The 20,948-nt window shown below is 65.2% G+C and carries 20 protein-coding genes and 1 pseudogene; 9 read left to right on the forward strand and 12 right to left on the reverse strand.

Features of this window, described 5'->3' with window-relative positions; genetic code table 11:
* Both AC1DR1_RS18295 and AC1DR1_RS18300 read left to right on the forward strand, forming a co-directional pair.
* Positions 1–715 (forward strand): FAD-binding protein (locus AC1DR1_RS18295; protein WP_476993048.1); only part of this gene is annotated, 715 nt, incomplete at its 5' end.
* 35 nt (positions 716–750) lie between these two features.
* Positions 751–1,722 carry an alpha/beta hydrolase gene (locus tag AC1DR1_RS18300; RefSeq protein WP_229993327.1) on the forward strand — a complete coding sequence of 324 codons (972 nt, stop codon included), beginning with the start codon at positions 751–753 and terminating at the stop codon, positions 1,720–1,722.
* 65 nt (positions 1,723–1,787) lie between these two features.
* Here AC1DR1_RS18300 and AC1DR1_RS18305 read toward each other — a convergent pair whose 3' ends face one another.
* The 3 genes from AC1DR1_RS18305 to leuA form a co-directional block, all read right to left on the reverse strand.
* Positions 1,788–2,639: an isoprenyl transferase gene (locus AC1DR1_RS18305; protein ID WP_364743505.1), complete on the reverse strand. Its 852-nt coding sequence runs from the start codon at positions 2,637–2,639 to the stop codon at positions 1,788–1,790.
* A gap of 20 nt (positions 2,640–2,659) precedes the next feature.
* Complete coding sequence (gene recO / locus AC1DR1_RS18310) at positions 2,660–3,412, reverse strand: DNA repair protein RecO (protein WP_229993329.1); 753 nt, start codon at positions 3,410–3,412, stop codon at positions 2,660–2,662.
* A 174-nt stretch (positions 3,413–3,586) separates the two neighbouring features.
* Positions 3,587–5,326, reverse strand: a complete 1,740-nt coding sequence (gene leuA, locus AC1DR1_RS18315) for a 2-isopropylmalate synthase (protein ID WP_229993330.1) — start codon at positions 5,324–5,326, stop codon at positions 3,587–3,589.
* A gap of 253 nt (positions 5,327–5,579) precedes the next feature.
* Between leuA and AC1DR1_RS18320 the strand changes: the two genes are divergently transcribed.
* Entirely contained in the window at positions 5,580–7,532 is a 1,953-nt protein-coding gene (locus tag AC1DR1_RS18320; RefSeq protein WP_476993049.1) for a M13 family metallopeptidase, read from the forward strand.
* A 122-nt stretch (positions 7,533–7,654) separates the two neighbouring features.
* Here the strand turns inward: AC1DR1_RS18320 and AC1DR1_RS18325 are convergent, their stop codons facing one another.
* The 6 genes from AC1DR1_RS18325 to AC1DR1_RS18350 form a co-directional block, all read right to left on the reverse strand.
* Positions 7,655–9,217: an LCP family protein gene (locus tag AC1DR1_RS18325; RefSeq protein WP_476993050.1), complete on the reverse strand. Its 1,563-nt coding sequence runs from the start codon at positions 9,215–9,217 to the stop codon at positions 7,655–7,657.
* Between the two features lie 132 nt (positions 9,218–9,349).
* Positions 9,350–10,309, reverse strand: a complete 960-nt coding sequence (gene era, locus AC1DR1_RS18330; protein WP_229993333.1) for a GTPase Era — start codon at positions 10,307–10,309, stop codon at positions 9,350–9,352.
* Positions 10,293–11,624, reverse strand: coding sequence for a hemolysin family protein (locus AC1DR1_RS18335; protein WP_229993334.1), 1,332 nt, complete (start codon positions 11,622–11,624; stop codon positions 10,293–10,295). Before AC1DR1_RS18335 ends, era begins: the two co-directional genes overlap by 17 nt.
* Entirely contained in the window at positions 11,621–12,094 is a 474-nt protein-coding gene (gene ybeY / locus AC1DR1_RS18340) for an rRNA maturation RNase YbeY (protein WP_018773095.1), read from the reverse strand. The genes AC1DR1_RS18335 and ybeY overlap by 4 nt, the downstream gene beginning before the upstream one ends.
* The gene (locus AC1DR1_RS18345) at positions 12,091–13,179 is read right to left on the reverse strand and encodes a PhoH family protein (RefSeq protein WP_229993335.1); all 1,089 of its coding nucleotides are present in this window, start codon (positions 13,177–13,179) and stop codon (positions 12,091–12,093) included. The genes ybeY and AC1DR1_RS18345 overlap by 4 nt, the downstream gene beginning before the upstream one ends.
* A 336-nt stretch (positions 13,180–13,515) precedes the next feature.
* Positions 13,516–14,031 carry a flavin reductase family protein gene (locus tag AC1DR1_RS18350; protein WP_229993336.1) on the reverse strand — a complete coding sequence of 172 codons (516 nt, stop codon included), beginning with the start codon at positions 14,029–14,031 and terminating at the stop codon, positions 13,516–13,518.
* Positions 14,032–14,240: 209 nt separating this feature from the next.
* Between AC1DR1_RS18350 and AC1DR1_RS18355 the strand changes: the two genes are divergently transcribed.
* The 3 genes from AC1DR1_RS18355 (at position 14,241) to cls (ending at position 16,663) form a co-directional block, all read left to right on the forward strand.
* On the forward strand, positions 14,241–14,807 hold the full coding sequence (locus AC1DR1_RS18355) for a class I SAM-dependent methyltransferase (protein ID WP_414645449.1): 567 nt from the start codon (positions 14,241–14,243) through the stop codon (positions 14,805–14,807).
* A 147-nt stretch (positions 14,808–14,954) separates the two neighbouring features.
* Complete coding sequence (locus AC1DR1_RS18360; protein WP_364743514.1) at positions 14,955–15,161, forward strand: hypothetical protein; 207 nt, start codon at positions 14,955–14,957, stop codon at positions 15,159–15,161.
* A gap of 35 nt (positions 15,162–15,196) precedes the next feature.
* Complete coding sequence (gene cls / locus AC1DR1_RS18365) at positions 15,197–16,663, forward strand: cardiolipin synthase (protein ID WP_229993339.1); 1,467 nt, start codon at positions 15,197–15,199, stop codon at positions 16,661–16,663.
* Positions 16,664–16,789: 126 nt separating this feature from the next.
* On the opposite strand, the gene AC1DR1_RS18370 is transcribed toward cls, so the two are convergent.
* Both AC1DR1_RS18370 and AC1DR1_RS18375 read right to left on the reverse strand, forming a co-directional pair.
* Positions 16,790–17,068 (reverse strand): hypothetical protein, encoded by a 279-nt coding sequence (locus AC1DR1_RS18370; protein ID WP_229993340.1) that lies wholly within the window; start codon positions 17,066–17,068, stop codon positions 16,790–16,792.
* A 4-nt stretch (positions 17,069–17,072) separates the two neighbouring features.
* Positions 17,073–17,159: pseudogene (locus tag AC1DR1_RS18375) on the reverse strand (hypothetical protein); the annotation flags it as partial.
* Here AC1DR1_RS18375 and AC1DR1_RS18380 point away from each other — a divergent pair.
* A complete protein-coding gene (locus tag AC1DR1_RS18380) occupies positions 17,158–17,688 on the forward strand; it encodes a GNAT family N-acetyltransferase (RefSeq protein WP_476993051.1) in 531 nt (176 codons plus the stop codon). The pseudogene AC1DR1_RS18375 and the gene AC1DR1_RS18380 overlap by 2 nt on opposite strands.
* A gap of 34 nt (positions 17,689–17,722) precedes the next feature.
* On the opposite strand, the gene AC1DR1_RS18385 is transcribed toward AC1DR1_RS18380, so the two are convergent.
* Positions 17,723–18,220, reverse strand: coding sequence for a GNAT family N-acetyltransferase (locus AC1DR1_RS18385; protein ID WP_364743518.1), 498 nt, complete (start codon positions 18,218–18,220; stop codon positions 17,723–17,725).
* Positions 18,221–18,661: 441 nt separating this feature from the next.
* Here AC1DR1_RS18385 and srmL point away from each other — a divergent pair, with 441 nt between their 5' ends.
* Positions 18,662–19,756, forward strand: coding sequence for a PheS-related mystery ligase SrmL (gene srmL, locus AC1DR1_RS18390; protein ID WP_229993345.1), 1,095 nt, complete (start codon positions 18,662–18,664; stop codon positions 19,754–19,756).
* A 251-nt stretch (positions 19,757–20,007) separates the two neighbouring features.
* Entirely contained in the window at positions 20,008–20,934 is a 927-nt protein-coding gene (locus tag AC1DR1_RS18395; RefSeq protein ID WP_229993346.1) for a GerMN domain-containing protein, read from the forward strand.
* The last annotated feature ends 14 nt before the right edge of the window (positions 20,935–20,948 follow it).

Consider the following 20,948-nt stretch of genomic DNA (forward strand, 5'->3'; position numbering starts at 1 on the left):
CCTACCCCCTCCCCTGTTTCCCGGATTCGATTCCCTCGGCGCCCTCCGCCACATTCTGCCCACCGGACATGCCCATTCCTGGTTCGTCCTCAACAGGACCATCGCCCTGAAGGAGTTCGCCCTGTCCGGATCAGAGCAGAACCCGGATCTCACGGGCAAGGATGTCCGCCTGCTGGCCGCCAGGCTGAAGCCCGGCAGCGACACGCCGCTGCAGCGTTTCCTGGACCGCGGAGTCGACTTCCTGCAGGCGGACAACCCCGCCGGGCTGGCCGGCCAAATGAACGAATTGACTGGCGGACAGCTCATTGACCCCGGGACCCTGGACCAGCTGATCCGCGACCGGGACCGGCAGTTTTCCAGCGGGCTGGGCAAGGATCCGCAGCTGGCGGCCATTCGGGCCGCGCGCCGTTTCGCCACCGACAAGCTCATGCGGGTGGCGCCACCGCACCGGCTGCTGGATCCGCGCCACGGTCCGCTGCTTGCCGTCCGGCTCTCCGTCCTGACACGCAAGAGCCTCGGCGGCCTGCACACGGATCTGCAGTCGCGGGTCCTGGACGTGACCGGGCAGCCCGTACCCGGGCTGTTCGCCGCCGGTGAAGCCGCAGGGTTCGGCGGCGGCGGAATTCACGGCTACCGGGCCCTCGAGGGGACATTCCTGGGCGGGTGCCTCTTCTCCGGACGTTCGGCCGGCCGCTCCGCGGCGTCCGCAGCATAGTCAGCGGCGCAGGCAACAGCGCAGGAGGAAAGTCGATGCAGTGGCGGACCGACATACTGGGGGATGATTTCCAGGCGTGCGCCTTCGAGGCCACCGGACCTGACGGCGTGCTGCGCACGGCCACCCTGGTCCGCCATACCCCGCTGGGACCGGCACCATCTGCCCTGCCGGCCCGGGCCGTGCTGTTCCTGCACGGCTGGAGTGACTACTTCTTCAACGAGGAACTCGCGGAATTCTGGGCCCGGCAGGGATTTGAGTTCTTCGCACTCGACATGCACAACCACGGCCGCAGCCTGCGGCCGGGCACCCACGGCGGCTACGTCGCGGACCTGGACAACTACGACGCCGAAATCACAGCAGCGATCGGCATCATCGGCTCGCTCCGGCCGGCCGGCGCGGCGCCGCGGCTGATACTCATGGGCCACTCCACCGGCGGCCTCATCGCGGCGCTGTGGGCCGACCGGCACCCGGGGGTGGCATCGCAGCTGGTTCTGGACAGCCCGTGGCTGGAGGTCCACGGCAGCCCCGCCCTGCGCCGGGCCGCGCGGACCATGGTGGAGCCGTTCGCCCGGTTCTGGCCAGAGTCGGTGATCCGGCTGCCAGAGCGTGCCTTCTACTGGCGCAGCATCAGCAGCGCGGCGGAGGGCGAATGGGCGCTGGACGATGCCTACCGTCCGCCGCATGCCTTTCCGGTCCGTGCCGGCTGGCTCAGCGCCGTGCTGAGCGGTCAGTCCAAGGTGGCGCGCGGCCTGAACATCGATGTGCCCATCCTCGTGCTGATTTCGGGCGCCAGCGCCAACGGGATGTTCTGGAAGGAGTCCATGCGCCGCACCGACGCGGTCCTCGACGTGAACACGATCGCCCTACGAGCGCTTAGCCTGGGCCGGACCGTCACGCTGGAGCGGATTGACGGGGCCCTGCATGACGTCTTCCTCTCCGCACCCCGGGTCCGCGCGGACGCCTATGCCCGGCTGTCCCGGTGGCTCAGGGCGTACGTATTCGGCTGACGCGAACTAGGCGCCGGCGGCAGCGGCCCGCCTCCGGCAGGCAGAGGCCCGGTCCGGCCGGCCGGTCAGGTGCCCTGATTGCCTGCGACGGGAGCGGCGTCGACCGCTCCTCCGTAGCGGCGGTCCCGCTGGGCATAGATCTCGACGGCGTCCCACAGCGTCCGGCGGTCCACGTCCGGCCACAGGGTGTCCATGAACACGAACTCGGCGTAGGCCGACTGCCACAGCATGAAATTGGACAGCCGCTGCTCGCCGGAGCTGCGCAGGAACAGGTCAACGTCGGGCAAGTCCGGCTCGTCCAGGAACTTTTGGATGGTCCGTTCGGTGATGGCGCCCGGTTTGAGCCGGCCCTGCGCCACTTCCTCCGCGATCGCGGCGACGGCGTCGGCGATCTCGGCGCGTCCGCCATAGTTGACACACATGTTCAAGGTGCAGGTGCTGTTGCCGCGGGTGTAGTCCTCGGCCTCTTCGAGTTCGCGGATCACCGAGCCCCACAGTTTCGGACGCCTCCCGGACCAGCGGATCCGGACCCCCCAGTCATCGAGCTGGTTCCGTTGACGGCGCAGCACGTCCTTGTTGAAGCCCATCAGGAAGCGCACCTCCTCGGGGGACCGCCGCCAGTTCTCGGTGGAGAAGGCGTATACGCTGACGTGCTCGATTCCCAGCTCGATCGCGCCGGCCATGACGTCCAGCAGGGCGGGCTCCCCCGCCTTGTGGCCCTCGATCCTCGGCAGGCCGCGCTGGTTCGCCCAGCGTCCGTTGCCGTCCATGACGATCGCTACATGCCTCGGAATGAGCTCCGCGGGAATCGCGGGCGGAACAGCGCCGGATGGATGCGGATAGGGAGCCACCACCGGGGCGGTCCGCCGCCGGACAATGGCCTGCTTCCCCTGGCTCTTCTCCAGGTTTCTTCCCAAGCTTCTTCCCAATGCCACTTTTACGTTCGCTCCACATGTTTGAGGGATTTGAGGACTCGCTCCAGGTGCCACTGAAGGTAGCTGGCCACCAGGCCGGCCGCTTCCCGGCGGTGAACGGATTCGGAGGCATCCGCCGTCGTCCAGTTCCCGGTGAGCAGGGCACCAAGCAGGACCACGGTTTCCGGGGCAGGCGCCGGGGACCCCGGCGGCCGGCACTCGGGGCAGACCATGCCCCCCAGCGGCACGGAAAAGGCCGTGTGCGGCCCGGGCGCACCGCACCGGGCGCAGTCGGTAAAGCTCGGCGCCCAGCCGCCGGTCGCAAGGGCGCGGAGCAGGTACGAATCCAGGATCAGTTCGGAGGCGTGGTCACCCCGGCTCAGGGACGCGAGTGCACCAACCAGCAGGTTGTACTGGGCGGTTCCGGCTTCGCCGTCGACGTCCGTGAGCTTCTCTGCTGTCTCGGTCATGGCGGCCGCCACCGTGTAGCGGCCATAGTCCGCCGCGATGTTTCCGCCGTAGGCGCCTTTGGCCACGGCTTGCGTGACGACGTCCAGCGTGCGCCCGGAAATCAGCTGGAGATCGGCCACCATGAACGGTTCCAGCCTGGCGCCGAATCGGCTGCTGGTGCGTCGGACGCCCTTCGCCACCGCTCGCACCTGGCCGTGGTGCTTTGTCAGCAGGGTGATGATCCGGTCGGCCTCGCCCAGCTTATGGGTGCGCAGTACGACGGCGTCATCACGGTAGGCGCGCGCTGCGAAGGATTGTTGGGCCACAGTTAATCTTCGCACTGTCTTTACGGAATCACGGCATGGGCAGCACCGCCGAGGTAAAACACTGCGCCGCCGGAGTGTTCCGGCGGCGCAGTGTGTCTCAGGTCAGTGTCTTCCGTGGCTGTGTCTGCCGTTCTGGCGGACGCCGTGCCGGAGCATGCCGTGCCGGCGGACGGATCAGGCGCGGGCGTCCCGAATGGCGCGGTTCACGGCCGAGATGACGGCTTTGAGGGCGGACGTGCTGGTGTTGGCATCGATCCCGACACCCCAGAGCACGCGCTCCCCCACGGCGCATTCGACGTACGCGGCGGCCAGGGCGCTGCCGCCTTCGGAGAGCGCGTGTTCGCTGTAGTCCAGGACGCGTACGTCCACGCCGTCCTCGCGCAGGATGCTCAGCAGGGCCGCGATGGGGCCGTTGCCGGTCCCGGTCCGGCGGACCTGGTTTCCGTCGACCTTCAGGGCGGCGGTCAGGGTCATGGCGCCGTCCTCGTCAGTTTCGGTGCTGATCGAGCCGAGGGCGTAGCGGCCCCACTGCGTGTCGGCCGAACCCGAGGGCAGGTATTCGTCCTGGAAGACCTGCCACAGCTGGGGTCCGCTGACTTCCCCGCCCACCGTGTCGGTCCGTTTCTGGATGACGCCGGAGAACTCGATCTGGGCGCGGCGCGGCAGGTCCAGGCTGTGTTCGTTCTTGAGCAGGTACGCGACGCCGCCCTTGCCGGACTGCGAGTTGACGCGGATGACCGCCTCGTAGCTGCGGCCAAGGTCCTTCGGGTCGACCGGCAGGTACGGGACCTGCCAGGTGTAGTCGGCCACGTCCTTGCCCGCCGCGGCCGCATCCTTTTCGAGGGCCTCCAGGCCCTTCTTGATCGCGTCCTGATGCGAGCCGGAGAACGCGGTGAAGACCAGGTCTCCGCCGTACGGGGAGCGCTCGGCCACGGGCAGTTGGTTGCAGTACTCCACGGTGCGGCGGATTTCGTCGATGTCGGAGAAATCGATCATCGGATCGATGCCCTGGACGAACATGTTCAGGCCCAGGGTCACCAGGTCCACGTTGCCGGTCCGCTCGCCGTTGCCGAAGAGGCAGCCCTCGATCCGGTCTGCGCCGGCCAGGTAGCCGAGCTCGGCGGCGGCAACGCCGGTGCCGCGGTCATTGTGCGGGTGCAGGGAGAGGATGATGCCCTCCCGGGGGTGCAGGTTCCGGCTCATCCACTCGATGGAGTCGGCGTAGACATTGGGGGTGGCCATTTCCACCGTGGCGGGCAGATTGATGATGACCTGCCGGTCCGCGGACGCCTCGAAGACGTCGGCGATCGCGTTGCAGACGCGGATGGCGTATTCCAGCTCGGTTCCGGTGAAGGACTCGGGCGAGTATTCGTAGGTGATGTGCGTATCGACGAGGGTTTCCTCGTACTTCTTGCACAGCCGAGCGCCCTGAAGGGCGATGTCCAGGATGCCGTCTTCGTCCTGGTTGAAGACCACGCGGCGCTGCAGGACGGACGTGGAGTTGTAGAGATGGACGATCGCCTGTTTCGCGCCGACCAAGGACTCATAGGTCCGCTCAATCAGGTGCTCACGGGCCTGCGTCAGCACCTGGATCGTCACGTCGTCGGGGATGTGGTTGCCCTCGATCAGCTGCCGGACGAAATCGAAGTCCGTCTGCGACGCCGAGGGGAAACCGACTTCGATCTCCTTGTAGCCCATCCGGACCAGCAGCTGGAACATCTTCAGCTTGCGGGCCGGGCTCATGGGATCGATGAGGGCCTGGTTGCCGTCGCGCAGGTCCACGGCGCACCAGCGCGGGGCCTTGGTGATGACTTTGTCGGGCCAGGTGCGGTCCGGCAGTTCAACGGTGATCTGGTCCTGGAACGGGATGTAACGGTGGACCGGCATTCCTGAGGGCTTCTGTGCGTTCTGCATTACAATCGGGGCCTTTTCTGTGGTTCTTGGTGAAAGGGTGGCCGGGCAACACAAACTCCGCAGCGAGGGTGGGCCTTGCGCTAGATCGCGTCTGAGGCCTCGCCGCGGCAGCTAAGAAGAAGCAGTTCTGCGCGCACAATTTCACAGTAACACGGGTGCGTAAGATGAAGGAGCCAGACCACCGTAACGTCCACCATGCAGACTGTGCGCCGACAAACGCTCCGGCGCCGGACTGCCTCTCAAAGGAGCATCCGTGCCACTTTCGGGAATCGACCTGTCCACCATCGACGCCAACGTCCGTCCTCAGGATGACCTGTACCAGCACGTGAATGGCGGCTGGCTCGACAGCACGGTCATTCCGGACGACCGGCCCCTGGAGGGCACGTTTACTGCGCTGCGCGACGCTTCGGAGCTCGCCGTGAAGGAAATTATCGAGCGGGCCGCCGCGCGTGGTGCCGAGGCTACCGGCATCGAGCGGAAGATCGGGGACCTGTACAACAGCTTCATGGACGAGGCGGCGGTGGAAGCCAAGGGCCTGGACCCGCTCCGCGCGCGGCTGGCGGAGGTTTTTGCCACGACGTCGGTGCCCGCACTCGTGACGCTGGCCGGACGCCTGTTCCGCGCCGATGTCTCGGGGCTTTTCTATATCTACCCCGCCCCGGACGCCGGAAACCCGGACCGGGTGCTGCTCTACACCGGCCAAGGCGGCCTCGGCCTGCCGGATGAGTCCTATTACCGGGAAGAGAAGTTCGCCCCGATGGTCCGGGCCTACCGGGAACACGTTCAGGCCATTCTGGGCCTCGCCGATGTGGCGGACGCGGAGGGCGCGGCCGGACGCGTGGTGGCGCTGGAAACTTCGCTCGCCTCGCACCACTGGGACAACGTGACTTTGCGGAATCCGCAAAAGACGTACAACCTGAAGTCAGCCGGTGAGGCCGCGGAGCTGTTCCCGCTGCTGGCCGACTGGTTCGACGCCGCCGGCATCGAGCCGGACAAGCGCGCCGAACTCGTGATGAGCACCCCAGATTTCTTCTCCGGCGCGGCCTCCCTGCTGGCCACCGAACCGCTGGCCACATGGCAGGAATGGCTCGCCATGCGCGTGGTCAGCGCGGCCGCCCCCTACCTGTCCGCGGCGTTCGTGGACGCGAACTTCGCGTTCTATGGCACCACCCTGAGCGGTACGCCGCGGATCAAAGACCGCTGGAAGCGCGGCGTCGCGGTGGTCGAGGCGGGCCTCGGTGAGGCGGTCGGCCAGATCTACGTGGCCGAACATTTCCCGGAAGGCAACAAGGCACGCATGCAGACCCTTGTCACCAACCTCATCGCGGCGTACCGGGACTCCATCCTGGGACTGGACTGGATGGGCGAGGCAACGAAGCTCGAGGCCCTGAAGAAACTGGACACCTTCCGCGCCAAAATCGGCTACCCGGACAAGTGGATCGACTACTCCGCCGTGGAGGTCGATCCCGCCGATCTGCTGGGGAACGTGGAGCGCGCGCACAGCGCCGACGTCGACCGCCACCTCGACGAGGTCGGCAAGCCCGTGGACCGCGAGAAGTGGCTCATGACCCCGCAGACGGTCAACGCCTACTACCACCCACTGCTGAACGAGATCGTTTTTCCCGCCGCCATCCTGCAGCCTCCGTTCTTCACCGCCGACGCCGATGACGCCGTCAACTACGGCGGCATCGGTGCCGTGATCGGCCACGAAATCGGCCACGGCTTCGATGACCAGGGCTCGCAGTATGACGGCAACGGCCTGCTCCGCAACTGGTGGACCGAGGACGACCGCACCGCCTTCGAGGCGCTGACCTCCCGGCTGGTGGCGCAGTTTGACGCGCTCTCCCCCACGGCCGCCCCCGGCCACAACGTCAACGGCAAGCTGACCCTGGGCGAGAACATCGGCGACCTCGGCGGCCTCACAATCGCCTACAAGGCCTACCTGATCAGCCTCGACGGGAAGGAGCCCCCGGTGCTCGACGGCCTGACCGGGGTCCAGCGCTTCTTCGCGTCCTGGGCCGCGGGGTGGCGGCAGGTCATCCGGACTGAAGAGGCCGTCCGCCGGCTGGCGACGGACCCGCACTCCCCCAACGAGTTCCGCACCAACTCGATCGCCAAGAACCTCGATGCCTTCCACGAAGCGTTCGACGTCACCGATCAGGACGGCATGTGGATGCCACCGCAGGAGCGCGTCAGCATCTGGTGACCGGCGGCTGTCAAAGCTAAAAGGGCCGGCCACGGGGTTTCCCGGGCCGGCCCTCCGTCGTTGGCGCCAGTTTGTCGCCGCAGGTTTCAGTCACTGCCGGGACCCTGCGCTTCAGCGCATAGTCAGCCGGTGATCAGCGCCGGGTTCGCCTGCTGGCAGACGGTGTCGCCGGCTGTCTGGTTGACGATGTCCGCCGGCAATTGCGGCGTGGTGTCTGCGGTCGGTGTCCCGTTCGCGAAATCGCTGCCCAGGTAAACCTGGACTCCCGCAACTCCGGCGGCCGGGAGCACCCGGCCCGGCGCCACACCCAGCGCCGCCGCGACGTCCGCGGCCACGTCAGCGTAGTCCGCACCGTAGTACACAGCCGTCGCCGCGACGGGCGGAGCCGTCAACTGTCCCACCTGTGTGAAGCCGGCGCCCTTGATGGCCTGCATGATCTCCTGGGTCCGGGCCGGAACGCCCGAGCCGTTGGCCACAGTGACGGGCTGCAGCGTCTTGTCGTAGGCCGGTACCGTGGCGCTGGGCGTCGGCGTGGCGCTGGCACTAGGGGAAGCCCTCGGCGTTGCGGTGGGATCCGTCAGGTCGACGTCGTTGCGCATCGCATTGAACAGCTGGGATGCCGCGGGCTCGGCCAGCTGCAGCCGGTTGGGGTCCGCTTCGGCCGGGACAGTGGGCGTGGCCACGAAGGCCACCTTGCCGACGTCGATGTTTTTGAGCCGGTTGCCCACGGTCAGCAGCGTCGGCACCGAGGCCAGACCGTCGTCGATGGTCAGGTTCTTCGTGATCGCGTCCGCGATGCCGAGCATCCGGGCCGGGTTGGTGAGGGTGCCGTCGTCCTTGATTTTCCTGGTCAGGGAGGACAGGAAGCCCTGCTGGGCCTTGATGCGGCCGAGGTCGCCGCCGTCGCCGAAGGCGTGCCGGGTGCGGACGAAGGACAGTGCCTGCTCGCCCTGGACGGTGGACGTGCCCTTGGGCAGCCGCAGCTTCGAGTCGGGGTCGTACACGGCGTCGCTGACACACACTGACACACCGCCGACGGCGTTGGAGAGTTCCTTGACGGCGTTGAAGTCGGCCATCATGAAGTGGTCGATTTCCAGGCCGGTGAGCTTGTTGACGGTGTCCACGGCGCAGCCGATGCCGGCCTCGGACATAGCCGAGTTGATCATGACACCCGTCTGGGCCGGGTACTCCTTGTTGGTTTTCGGATCCTTGCACTTGGGAATGTCGACCAGCAGGTCCCGGGGGAAGCTGACGACATTGACCCGCTTGTTGTCCGCGGAGATGTCCATCAGCATCATCACATCCGAGTGCCCATAGCCGGTCGCGTCATCGCTGGTTCCGTACTGCGCATTCTTCCCGTCGCGCGTGTCCGAACCCAGGACCAGGATCTGCATCCGGTCCGTCGAATCGTTCACGGCGTTCTCGGTCTTGGTGCTGCCAGCGCTCAGCGGGGCCTTGGTGAGGTTGCCCTGGAGCCGGATGGCCCAGTAGGCGCCGAAAGCGATCACGCCGACCAGGAGCACGGCCACCACTCCCGTGAAGACTTTCAGCCAGGTGGGGGTCCGGCGGGCAGCGCCGAGGTGGCGGGCCGGACCAACGGCGGGATCGGCCGTGTGCCGGGCAACGGCGGTTGACCGAGCCGGCGGGGCGGATCCGTCGGCACGGTTGTCACGGGGTCGAACCACTTGTTGAGCCTTCCTAAACGAACGGGGAGTCAGCCCATTTTAGAGTCCGAATCTGAGAAAACGCCGATGGGCCCCGCCTTGGGAGCGGCGGAGCCAGCCGACGGCCGAAATAGGGCCTAAACAGCGCCCGGCTCAGAAGCCCAGTTTGACGAGCTGCTTCGGGTCCCGCTGCCAGTCCTTGGCGACTTTCACATGCAGGTCGAGGTAGATCCGGGCACCGAGCAGCGCCTCAATCGCCTTGCGCGCGTTGGTCCCGACCTCGCGGAGCCGGGCGCCGCCCTTGCCGATGATGATGGCTTTCTGGGAGGGCCGCTCAACGTAGAGATTGACGCGGACGTCCAGGAACGGCCGGTCTTCGGGCCGGCCTTCCCGCGGAACGATTTCGTCGACGACGACGGCCAAGGAGTGCGGCAATTCGTCGCGGACGCCTTCGAGGGCGGCTTCCCGGATGAGTTCGGCGATCATCACCGCTTCGGGTTCGTCCGTCAGGTGCCCGTCCGGGTACAGCGGCGGCGACGCCGGCATGTGGCTGATCAGCACGTCGGCAAGGGTTTCGACCTGGAAGCCGTCGGTGGCGGAGACCGGGACGATGTCCTTCCAGCCGTCCTCGCCGAGGACCTCGCGGCCCAGGGCGGCGACGGCGAGCAGCTGCTCGGTGAGGCCCTGGCGGTCCACGGTGTCGGCCTTGGTCACGATCGCAATGATCGGCTTGTTGCCGAGGGCGGCGAGCTGGGCGGCGATGAACTTGTCTCCCGGGCCGATCTTCTCGTTGGCCGGCAGGCAGAAACCGATCGCGTCAACCTCGGCGAGGGTGTCGGCGACGAGTTCGTTCAGCCGCTTCCCCAGCAGCGTGCGCGGGCGGTGCAGGCCCGGGGTGTCCACGAGGATCAGCTGGGCGTCATCCCGGTGCACGATGCCACGGATCGTGTGCCGGGTGGTCTGCGGCTTGGCCGAGGTGATCGCGACCTTTTGGCCGACCAGGGCGTTGGTGAGGGTGGACTTGCCCGCGTTGGGCCGCCCCACCAGCACCGAGAACCCGGCCCGGTAGCCGCCGTAGGCTGCTTCGCCGTCGGACTTATTCTGCTTGCTCACGTGAGACTCCCTGTTGGATTGGTGCGGCCTCGTCGAGAAGGTCTTCAAGGTCAGTTTGTTCTTTTGCTACGGCGGCCGCAATGATGTGGCTGACGCGGTTCCGCCGGCCCTCGAGCCGGTCGGCGCGGAGGGACAGCCCGTGGACCTGGACGGCGCTGCCGACAATCGGCACCCGCCCGAGGGCCTTGGCGAGCAGGCCGCCCACGGTGTCCACTTCGTCGTCGTCGAGCTCGAGGTCGAAGAGCTCTCCGAGGTCATCGATGCTCATCCGGGCGCTGACCCGGTAGCTTCCGTCGCCCAGGGCCACGGCCTCGGCGCTTTCGGTGTCGTATTCGTCCACGATCTCGCCGACGATCTCCTCGATGAGGTCCTCAAGCGTGACCAGCCCTGCCGTTCCGCCGTATTCGTCGATGACGATCGCAACGTGCGTGGATTCCTTCTGGAGTTCGCGGAGCAGGTCGCTGACAAGCTTCGAGTCCGGCACGTAGCGGACCTCGCGGGCGAGTTCGTCCACCGCCGGCGGGTCCTCGTCCGGGCCGAGGTTGTGGAGGCAGGCGGCGACGTCTTTGAGGTACACAATGCCCAGGATCTGGTCCGTGTTTTCGCCGATGACCGGGATCCGCGAGTACCCGGAGCGCAGGAACAACGACATCGCACGCCGCAGGCTGGACCCGGAGTCGATCGTGAGGATGTCGGTCCGCGGCACCATGACTGAGCGGACCAGGGTGTCCCCGAAATCGAAGACCGACTGAATCAGCTCGGCCTCGTTGTCCTCGATCACGTCGGACTCGGTGGCCCGGTCCACAAGTTCGCGGAATTCCTCTTCGCTGAAAAACGCCTCGCTGTCGGCCGGCGCGCCGGGGGCGACGACGCTGCCAAGCCGCACCAGCCAGCCCGGGATCGGGCCGAGCACGGCGTAGAGGGACCGGACCAGCGGGGCGCTGAACCGGACCAGGGCGGCTGAGTGGACCCGGCCGAGCTGCCGCGGGGACACCCCCACGATCACGAAGCCGACCACTGCCATGATGCCGGTGGCCGCCAGGCCGGCGAGCCAGACGTTGTCCAGCATGCTGTAGAGGAGGACGGTCACGGCGACGGCGGCTGCCATCTCGAACCAGACCCGCCAGAACCGGAGGGCGCGCATGTGCCCCACGGGCTGCGCCAGGATGCGTTTGAGCGACGTGCCCCTGCTGTGCAGGACCGCCTGCTCGGCATCATGCCGGGGCAGGAAGTTGAAAGCGGACTCGGCAGCGGTGAGCACCGCGGCAAAGCTAAGGAACACCAGCGCCATGCCGGCCAGGATCAGTGGGGTCACTGAACCGTCTCGGACGGGGCCGCTTTGCCGGTGAAGGCGGTCAGCAGTTCGCGCTGCAGCCCGAACATCTCTTCCTTCTCTTCCGGCTCCGCGTGGTCATAGCCCAGCAGGTGCAGGATGCCGTGCGTGGTCAGCAGCAGCATCTCGTCCTGGGTGGAGTGGCCGGCGTTGCGGGCCTGGACCTCGGCCACCTGGGGGCAGATGGCGATGTCGCCGAGCATGCCCTGGGGCGTCGGCTTGTCCGGCGTGCCCGGGGTGAGCTCGTCCATAGGCACGGAAAGGACATCGGTGGAGCCGGGTTCGTCCATCAGTTCAAGGTGGAGCTTTTCCATGGCCGGTTCGTCCACCAGCAGGATGGACAGTTCCGCCTGCGGGTGGATGTAGAGGCTTTCGAAGATGAAACGCGACAGAGCCACGAGCTCCGACTCGTCCACGACGACGCCGGATTCGTTGTTGACCTCAATGCTCATGCGTGTTCTCCCCGCGTTTCCCGGGCAACGGAGTGCTTGACCCGGTTCCTTTGGACTTCGTCCCAGATGCTGTAGGCGTTGACGATATCCCCGACCAGGCGGTGCCGGACGACGTCGGAGGCATCCAGGATCGAGAAGTTGACGTCCTCGATCCCCTGCAGGATCTCCTCGACGATCCTGAGCCCCGAGCGGGTGCCGAAGGGCAGGTCCACCTGGGTGATGTCCCCGGTGACCACCATCTTGGAGCCGAAGCCCAGACGGGTCAGGAACATCTTCATCTGTTCCGGCGTGGTGTTCTGGGCCTCATCGAGGATGATGAAGGCGTCGTTCAGCGTCCGGCCGCGCATGTAGGCCAGCGGGGCGACTTCGATGGTGCCGGCGGCCATGAGGCGCGGAATGGATTCGGGGTCCATCATGTCGTGCAGGGCGTCGTACAAGGGCCGCAGGTAGGGGTCGATCTTGTCGCTCAGGGTGCCCGGCAGGAAGCCTAGCCGCTCCCCCGCCTCGACGGCGGGACGGGTCAGGATGATGCGGCTGACTTCCTTCTGCTGCAGGGCCTGGACCGCCTTGGCCATCGCCAGGTAGGTCTTGCCGGTACCGGCCGGCCCGATCCCAAAGATCACCGTGTTCGCGTCGATCGCGTCCACATAGTTCTTCTGGTTCAGCGTCTTGGGCCGGATGGTCTTCCCGCGGGTGGAGAGGATGTTGGTGGTCAACACTTCCACGGGGTTCTGCAGTGACTGGCTGCGGAGCAGGGAGACGAGCTGCTGCAGGACGGCCGGGGTGATGACGGTGCCCCTGGCCACCAGCCCGCGCACCTCGTTGAGCAGGCGCATGATGCGCGGCACGTCGGCGGCAGGACCGCTGATGGCAAGCTCATTCCCGCGGACATGGAAATCGACGGCGGGGAACTGGTTTTCGATGAACCTTAAGGCTTCGTCATGGCTGCCCAGCGACTGGACCATCTGTTCTGAGTCGTCGAACACGACCACCTCCGTCCGCAGCCCTGGTAGGGAGTGGGGGAATTCCCCTGCGGTGCGTTCTCGGGCGCTGAACCGGGCCTTGCCGTTCGCTGCTTCAGTCATGGTGTTGGCCCGCGGGCCTCTGGTCCCCTCCAGTATGAATATGGTCGGTCGCCGTGATCCGTACCGACGGCGGTTCGCACCGCCCGCGGCCCGGGTCAACGGGTGCTTCCATCTTACGCCAGCGCGGCGCGCCCGACGCCGTACGGGGAACCGGCGTCGGGCGTTACACGTCGGTGTTTCCGAAGCCGACCCACCCATCCAGCCAGTGGGCGCCGGTAACCGGGAACGGCTGTACAGCGCTCCCCCGCTCCGCATCGTCCCCGCGGCCGGGCCGAGCCGGCCGTGCCGCCGTCAAGGCCCAGGCTGCCCACAAGCGGGACAGCGACTGCAGCATGGTCATGCCACGCTCTCCAGCGCGCCGGCGCCGGACCGGACACCGACGTAGTCTCCCTTGTAGAAGAGCAGGGGCTCGGCGCCGGGTCGTGCGCCCAGGGCGCGGACGGCGCCGACGACGATCGTGTGGTCCCCGCCGTCGTACTCCTGGTGCAGTTCGCAATCCACCCAGGCCAGTGCCTGGTCCAGGACGGGGTTGCCCAAGGGCGAGGGCGAGTGCTCAACGCCGGCGAACTTCTCCGTTCCCGACCGCGCGAACTGCCCCGCGAGATGCTGATGTTCTGCGGGCAGGATGTTCACGGTAAACCGGCCCGCCTCACGCAGCAGCGGCCAGGTGGTGGACGTCCGTGCCGGGCTGAAGGTGACAAGGGCCGGCTCCAGGGACAGGGAGGAGAAGGACTGGCACGTGAACCCGGCCGGCCCGTGCTTCGTTGCTGCCGTGATCACCGTCAGGCCGGTGGCGAAGTGTCCGAGAATGTGGCGGAGTGTCCTCGGGCTGAGATCAGTTTGTTCCGTCATGGCGGGTCCTTTCGACGCTGGAAACCCCAATCAACCACCGCGGACCCGGCTTCCCAAGCCCGGCTGCAACGCACAGTCGCGCAGCGACACAGCGCGTCACGGACCCGTTGCATGACGTAAAAATTCGGCACCGCCTGGGAACCTTGCGGACCGTAGGGACCTGGACCGCGGGCTGCCGGCGGCATCCGGGTAACTGGGGTTCGCCGGCCATGGCCGCTAGGCTCGGTCGATGCCAAACTCCGAGAACCTGTTGGACGTCAGATCCGCGTATGACACAGTTGATCGACGTCGGATGCGGTGCCGGACGAATGACCAGCTACCTCAGCCACGCCGGGCTGAACGTCAGCGGCGTCGACCTGTCGCCCGAAATGGTCCGGGTCGGGCAGCAGCTGCATCCCGAGCTGTCGTTCGAAGTCGGAGAGCTGACTGACCTGCCGGCAGCCGACGCCGCTGCAGACGGCATCCTGGCCTGGTATTCGATCATCCACTCTCCCCCGACGGCCCTGCCGGCGATCGCGCGCGAGTTCTGGAGAACGCTCCGCCCAGGCGGCTCGGCCCTCATCGGATTCCACGCCGGCAGCGGCCACCGCACTATTGACCGTGCCTACGGACACGACGTCCAACTCCGTGCAGAACGGCACGCCCCCGACGACGTGGCGCTGCGGTTCACCGAGCAAGGTTTTGTGATGCGCGCCCAGCTTGTGCGTTCGCCGAGAGCCATGGAGAAAGACCCTCAGGCCGCCATCCTCGTCGACAAGCCCTCCGTCCCCTCGTAGGGATTTCACCCGCAGCGGGTGAGGCCCATGCCACGCATGACGCCAACAATAGTCATACCTTCCACTGGCAGGGCTGAAGGACGGACCGTCCCGGAAACGAGAAGGCGTCGCACCGAGACGCCGCAACTTTGAGAGCAGGAATCACAAATGAGTCTCCCGGGAAACTTTTGGGATATTTTCTGGTGGTTCCTCACAGCGTCCGTATTCTTTGCCTGCCTGTTTGGTGTTTTTGCGCTCATCGGTGACCTCTTTCGCGCTCAGGAATTGAACCATTCCAAAGCCAAGGAACTCCTGGACGCTGGAACCGGCAGCGCTGAAGAGTTAGAAAGAATCAAGAACCGTGTGCTCGTCTGACGGCGTTCGCGGCATCGAAGAACGTTGAGGCAGCAGTGCGCGGATTCTTCCAGGATATTGAAACGTTCGCCTTGCTCCTGCTGGCGGCCCACATACTGCTCGTGACCGTCGCAACTGTCCTCGTGTCGATGAATCGCCGTCCATCCTCTGCTATTGCCTGGGTGCTCGCCATAATCTTCATACCGATCCTTGGTGCAATCGCGTTTTTCTTTGTCGGTTACTCGAAACTGCCCAAGGCGCGCCGGGACAAACAGCGCGAAGTCAACAATCTGGTCCTGGCGCGGACTGAAGGCAGCCCGCTGGTTAGCCGCGGCCTTGACTGGCCGGAGTGGCTGCATTCTGCGGTGGTATTGAACAGCAACCTTGGGGCGCTCCCTATGGTGTCGGGCAATAGTGCGACCCTATTGGGCGACTACAACGGCACTTTCGATGCCATGATCGCTGAGATTGATTCGGCCACCAGTTACGTGCACGTGGAGTTTTACATCCTGGTGCTGGACGCAACGACGACGCCGTATTTTCAAGCGTTGGCCCGGGCAAGACGACGCGGCGTCGACGTCCGGGTTCTGTCCGATCATTTGGCTGGCCTGAAGTTCCCCGGCCGGAAAGAAACCCTGGACTTCTTCCAGGAGATAGGGGCGGAATATCGCCCCATGCTGCCGGTGCGGCCATGGCGCGGCGAATGGCAGAGGCCTGACCTGCGCAATCACCGGAAGATCTTGGTCGTCGATGGCCGCGTGGGATTCACTGGATCCCAGAACGTCATCGACGCGAGCTACGACACGAAGGCCAACCTGAAGCGCGGGCTCCAGTGGCACGAGCTGATGATGCGCGTTGAGGGACCTGTGGTCCGGGAACTGGATGCGGTCTTCGCGACGGACTGGTACAGCGAAACGGATGTGATACTGCCACTGGATTCAAGCCCCATAGGCGCCAGCCACGGTTCTGCACTCATTGACGCACAAGTCCTGCCCAGCGGTCCCAGCTTCGACAACGACAACAATTTGAAGCTCTACGCGACGCTCATCCACAAAGCTGAGCGGCGTGTCAGCATCACCAGTCCATACTTTGTCCCGGACGAATCCATCCTGATGGCTATTGTCACGGCAGCCGCGCGGGGGCTAAGCGTCGAGCTCTTTGTTTCCGAGGTCGGAGACCAGAGCATGGTCTACCATGCTCAGCGTTCCTACTACGAGGCACTGCTCCGCGCCGGCGTCAGGATCTACCTATACCGGTCGCCCAAGGTGCTGCACTCGAAGCACTTCACCATCGATGAGGAGGTTGCGGTAATTGGGTCCAGCAACATGGATGTCCGTTCCTTCAGCCTCAACATGGAGGTATCCGTACTTGTGCACGGGCGCGGTTTTGTGGACGCAATTCGAGGGATCGAAGACGGGTACCGCGTGGAAAGCCGTGAGCTGCAGCTCGCGGACTGGCTCCGGCGGCCCATAGCCCAAAAAGTATTCGACAACCTGGCGCGCCTGACAGCCTCCCTCCAATAAGGAATTGGCGAACCCTTTGGAGGGGTCCTTGCTTCCAGGAAGACGAAGGCGCCGGCTACGGAGTGCTAGCTGATGCCCAAACCGGCTGGCTACCTTCCTTGACACTCGGCTGGCAGGTGCCCGGCCTCACGCCGTTCGCGAGATGTCCGCAACTACCTGATCGATTTGATACCTGGAAACCCGCGCAAGGGCCGGGTTGGTGTGGACATAGTAGGGATAGGTGATGATTCCAATCGACAGTGCCCAAGCGCGGCCGCGTTCCCACGTCGTCTGGTCAACGCCTACTGCATCGCGAAATGCGGCGCGTCCTTTATCCTCGAGCAGGTTCCAGGCGACGATGAGGTCGACCGCCGGATCGCCAATGGCCTCCCCAGTCGAGGACACCGGCGAGCCGCGCGTCGGCAATCATAAGGTTTCCTGGTTGCAAGTCCGTGTGAATCCAGACCTGCTCCCCTTCAGCGAGGCCGATGCGTCGGCTACGGCATGATGAAGACATGGAATTGCAGACTGAGCGTCTCCTGCTGCGCGAGTACACGATGGATGATTTCGCAGCGGTACATTCGTTCGCTTCTGATGTGAGAATCGCCGATTTCGTGGACTGGGGACCGAATACAACCGGCGAAACTCAGGAATTCCTCGAAATGTGCGTGGGGGCGCAACGCGGCGCGAGCCGGACAAACTTCACTCTCGCTGTCACCTTTCCGGGTGGCTACCCTTTTGGTTCTGTCGGGCTCGCCGTTGATCAGGGCCGGGGCGAACTCGGGTACGTGATTGATGCTGACCACTGGGGCCGCGGGTATGCCACTGAGGCCGCAGCCTCCCTCCTCAGATTCGGCAAAGAAACCCTCAGACTGCGGGACGTTACCGCAACCTGCAGACCACCGCTTCGGCGAGGGTGCTGGAAAAGATGGGTATGGTCCAGGTCGGATTGCGGAGGGCGGACAAAATCATTCGTGGGCATTGGCGGGATTCTCTCGTCTTTTCAGCGGTCAACACCACCTGGTAACGCACGGGACGGCGGGTGACCTCAGTTGACGCCCAGCGTGGCACGTTGCCCGGTTATATGTCAGACCGGACCATCCGTATCTCAGGTAGTTCCTCCCAGTCGGGTGAAAGCAACTTGCGTTTCCCATCGGGCCTAAAACCGTTCTTGGCATAGAAGGCCCGGGCGCGGGCGTTGGCCTCGAGCACCCACAGATAGGCGGGTAAATCGCCGAGTGCGGCCTTCAGCAGCGCGACACCGAGCCCAGTGCCATGCGTGCGCCTCAGAGTGTAGATGGAGTAAAGCTCAAATTCTCCGGGCAAGTCATGGTCACGTCCCGTACCTGCGTCGGCAAATCCAACGATTTCATCGCTCGCGTCCAAGGCGATGATTCGAGGCTGAGCGCTGTCCAGATACGCTCGACGTTTTTCCACGCGCTCCGGGATGCTGGCACGGCGCGCATCGAAGAATTCCGAGGGCAAAAGGTGCCCGTAGCATTCCTCATGGGCCAGGGTGTGCATCCGAACTACGGCATCAGCATCCTCAACCGCGGCCTGGCGGATCTGGTATTCCATCTGCCCAGCCTAGCTTTGACCCTGTTGTTCCGTGGCCGGGACCCGCAGTAAAAGTAGGGCCGCGAGGGAAGCCACTTTACGAGCAATGCCATACTGACGCCATGGCCATCCGGCTTTGCTTCTACGCCGGATATGCGGTTGCGTTGATGATCGACGTGGCGTCGATATTTTCGTCGTCGGAACCCGCAGCAGATTCAGGCTTCGCCATTCTGGCCGCCGTCTTCCAAACTCCATTGGTCCTCATCGCATCTGCCGGCGCAGTCGCAGCCATTGTTCTTCGGAAAGACGCGCCTCCCAGAACCGGGGCTACCCAGGCCCCCTGAACATTCTTGCGGATCGTCTCTGTGCCGGCTGCCGCGAAAGTGATCCATTCGCCCGGGCCTTCGAGGGCTGCTCAAGCCAGACAGAGCACATCTCCGTCCCTCCGAGCTCCACGACGCTTTGACCATCCGCGATCTTTCAGATCCGGACGGCCGGCCCCATGCGATGCAGCCGCTGTTGCAGGGCATCATCGACGCTCTCTGCCATGAATGGGCAGTGCCAGGACGAATCGTCCGCCACAGCCCCCTCGTGAGTGTGGCCGACAATTACGATCGTTTGGGGTTCAACGCATCGGACGTCACGCGGGACCAAAGGTACTCCCGCTACCTCAGTCCAACGGTCATGCTCCGCAGCCACACGTCGGCATCCATCCCGTCGCAGCTGCGGGCACTGGACGACGACGCATCCACGGACGAACTCTGGGCCGTCCCCGGTCTGGTCTATCGACGCGACTGCGTCGACCGCACCCACGTGGGAACTCCCCACCAGGTCGACCTGTGGCGCGTCAGCTCGCTAGAAAGACTCGACGCAGAGAACCTGCAGGACATGATCGGATCGCTGGTGAAGGCGGTGCTTCCAGGGGCACGATGGCGCGCAGTTCCAGCCGTTCATCCCTACACCAGAGAAGGCTTGCAGGTCGATGTCCTCATGGAGGGAGAGTGGCTCGAACTCGCAGAATGCGGGCTCATGGCACCTCATCTGTTCTCCGAAGCCGGCCTGGATCCCACAAGGTGGTCTGGCCTGGCTCTTGGGATGGGTTTGGACCGGGCCCTGATGCTCCGCAAAGGCATCCCCGACATCAGGTTGCTTAGGTCGACGGACGAGAGAATCGAACAGCAGATGCTGGACCTGTCCCGGTGGAAACCGGTCTCCCAGATGCCATCCATCCGCAGGGACATCTCCATCGTGGTTCCCGCGGACATGGATACCGAAGTGCTCGGTGACCGAGTGCGAACAGCATTAGGCGAAAAGGCCGAGGACCTGGAAAGCGTCGAACTCTTGGCCCTAACTTCGTATGGAGACCTTCCGGTAAAAGCGCAGGAACGACTTCGCATCTGCGATGGGCAGGCCAACGCACTAATACGTCTGGTGCTGCGTCCCCTCGCTCGGACCATGACGGATGCAGAGGCGAATCAGATCCGGGACGATGTTTATCTGGCCCTGCACGAGGGGCCAGTCCGGGAGCTCATTGCAGGACAGAACCGAACGAATTAGGTATCAACTTTGTATCGGCCTCATATCGTTCCCGTTGCAGTTCCGGCGCCGGGACCGAAACCCGGCTGTCGCGCCGTGCCGGTGTGCCATGCTGGAATCCGGCTGTCCCAGGATCGCCGGGCTGCTCTCCGGCAGGTGAAGGATGGGGCGGTCACGAGCGGTCTACGACGGCTACAACGGATCATCGCCGCGGAACGCGGGGCATAAGAAGGGACAGCGGCATCAGGAAGCGTGAAGTTCAGCACTCATCGGTGGGGCGCGTCCGCCGCGCCGCGCTGGCGCTGGCGCTGCCCGCCGCCCTCCTCCTGTCCGGCTGCGTGGCGACGCCGCAGAGCGGCATCACGAACTCCAGCAGCCCGTCGGAGCTCATTCCCGTCCCGGCGTCGGGTGTGCCCACCACCAGCGCTCCGCTCGAAACAGCCCAGACGTCGAACAAGGCTCCGGTGTACTGGATCGGCCGGAGCAATGACAACGCGTTCCTCTACCGCGAGTTCCGTGACGTCCCTGACCAGGACAACCCCGTCACCCGCGCCCTGCGGGTGATGATGTCCCAGAAGCCGCTGGACCCGGATTTCTTCACGCCCTGGCAAAACCCGAAGAAGCTCGCGACGTCGATTTCCGGCAAGAATGTCATCACGGTGGATGTCTCGGCGGATGCCTTCAACAGCAACGTGGATGCGGCCATGGCCGAGCGCGCCATCCAGCAGCTCGTCTACACGGCGACGGCTGCCGCGGCCAGCGCAGGCCTTATCGATGCCGGACAGCAGATCCAGGTGGTTGTGCTGGTTGACGGTCACACGGACTACGTGGCCTTCAACCATGTCCGGCTGGGCGAGCCGACGTCCCGCAGCGCCGGGATGGTGGCACCTGTGTGGATCATTGATCCGCAGGAAGGCACCTCCGTGGCTGACGGTTCGGTCAAGATCAGCGGCCGGAGCACCGTCCAGGGCGGGAAGCTCCGCTGGGCGATCCTCAAAGTCGACGGTGACGGCGACAACGACAAGACGGCCTATCTCAACGGCAACGCCACGGCCTCGGCCGACTCCGTCAAGTCCGGGCTGTTTACCTTGTCCGTGAACCTCGGCCCGGGCCGTTACGAGGTCCGGGTGTCCCAGGTGGACGCGTCGGACAGCGCCAAGGAAGTGTTCCAGGACACCCGCGGCTTCACGGTTAAATAGTCTTTCGCGTCAAA

The sequence above is a fragment of the Arthrobacter sp. P4_F10 genome, from assembly GCF_056401435.1.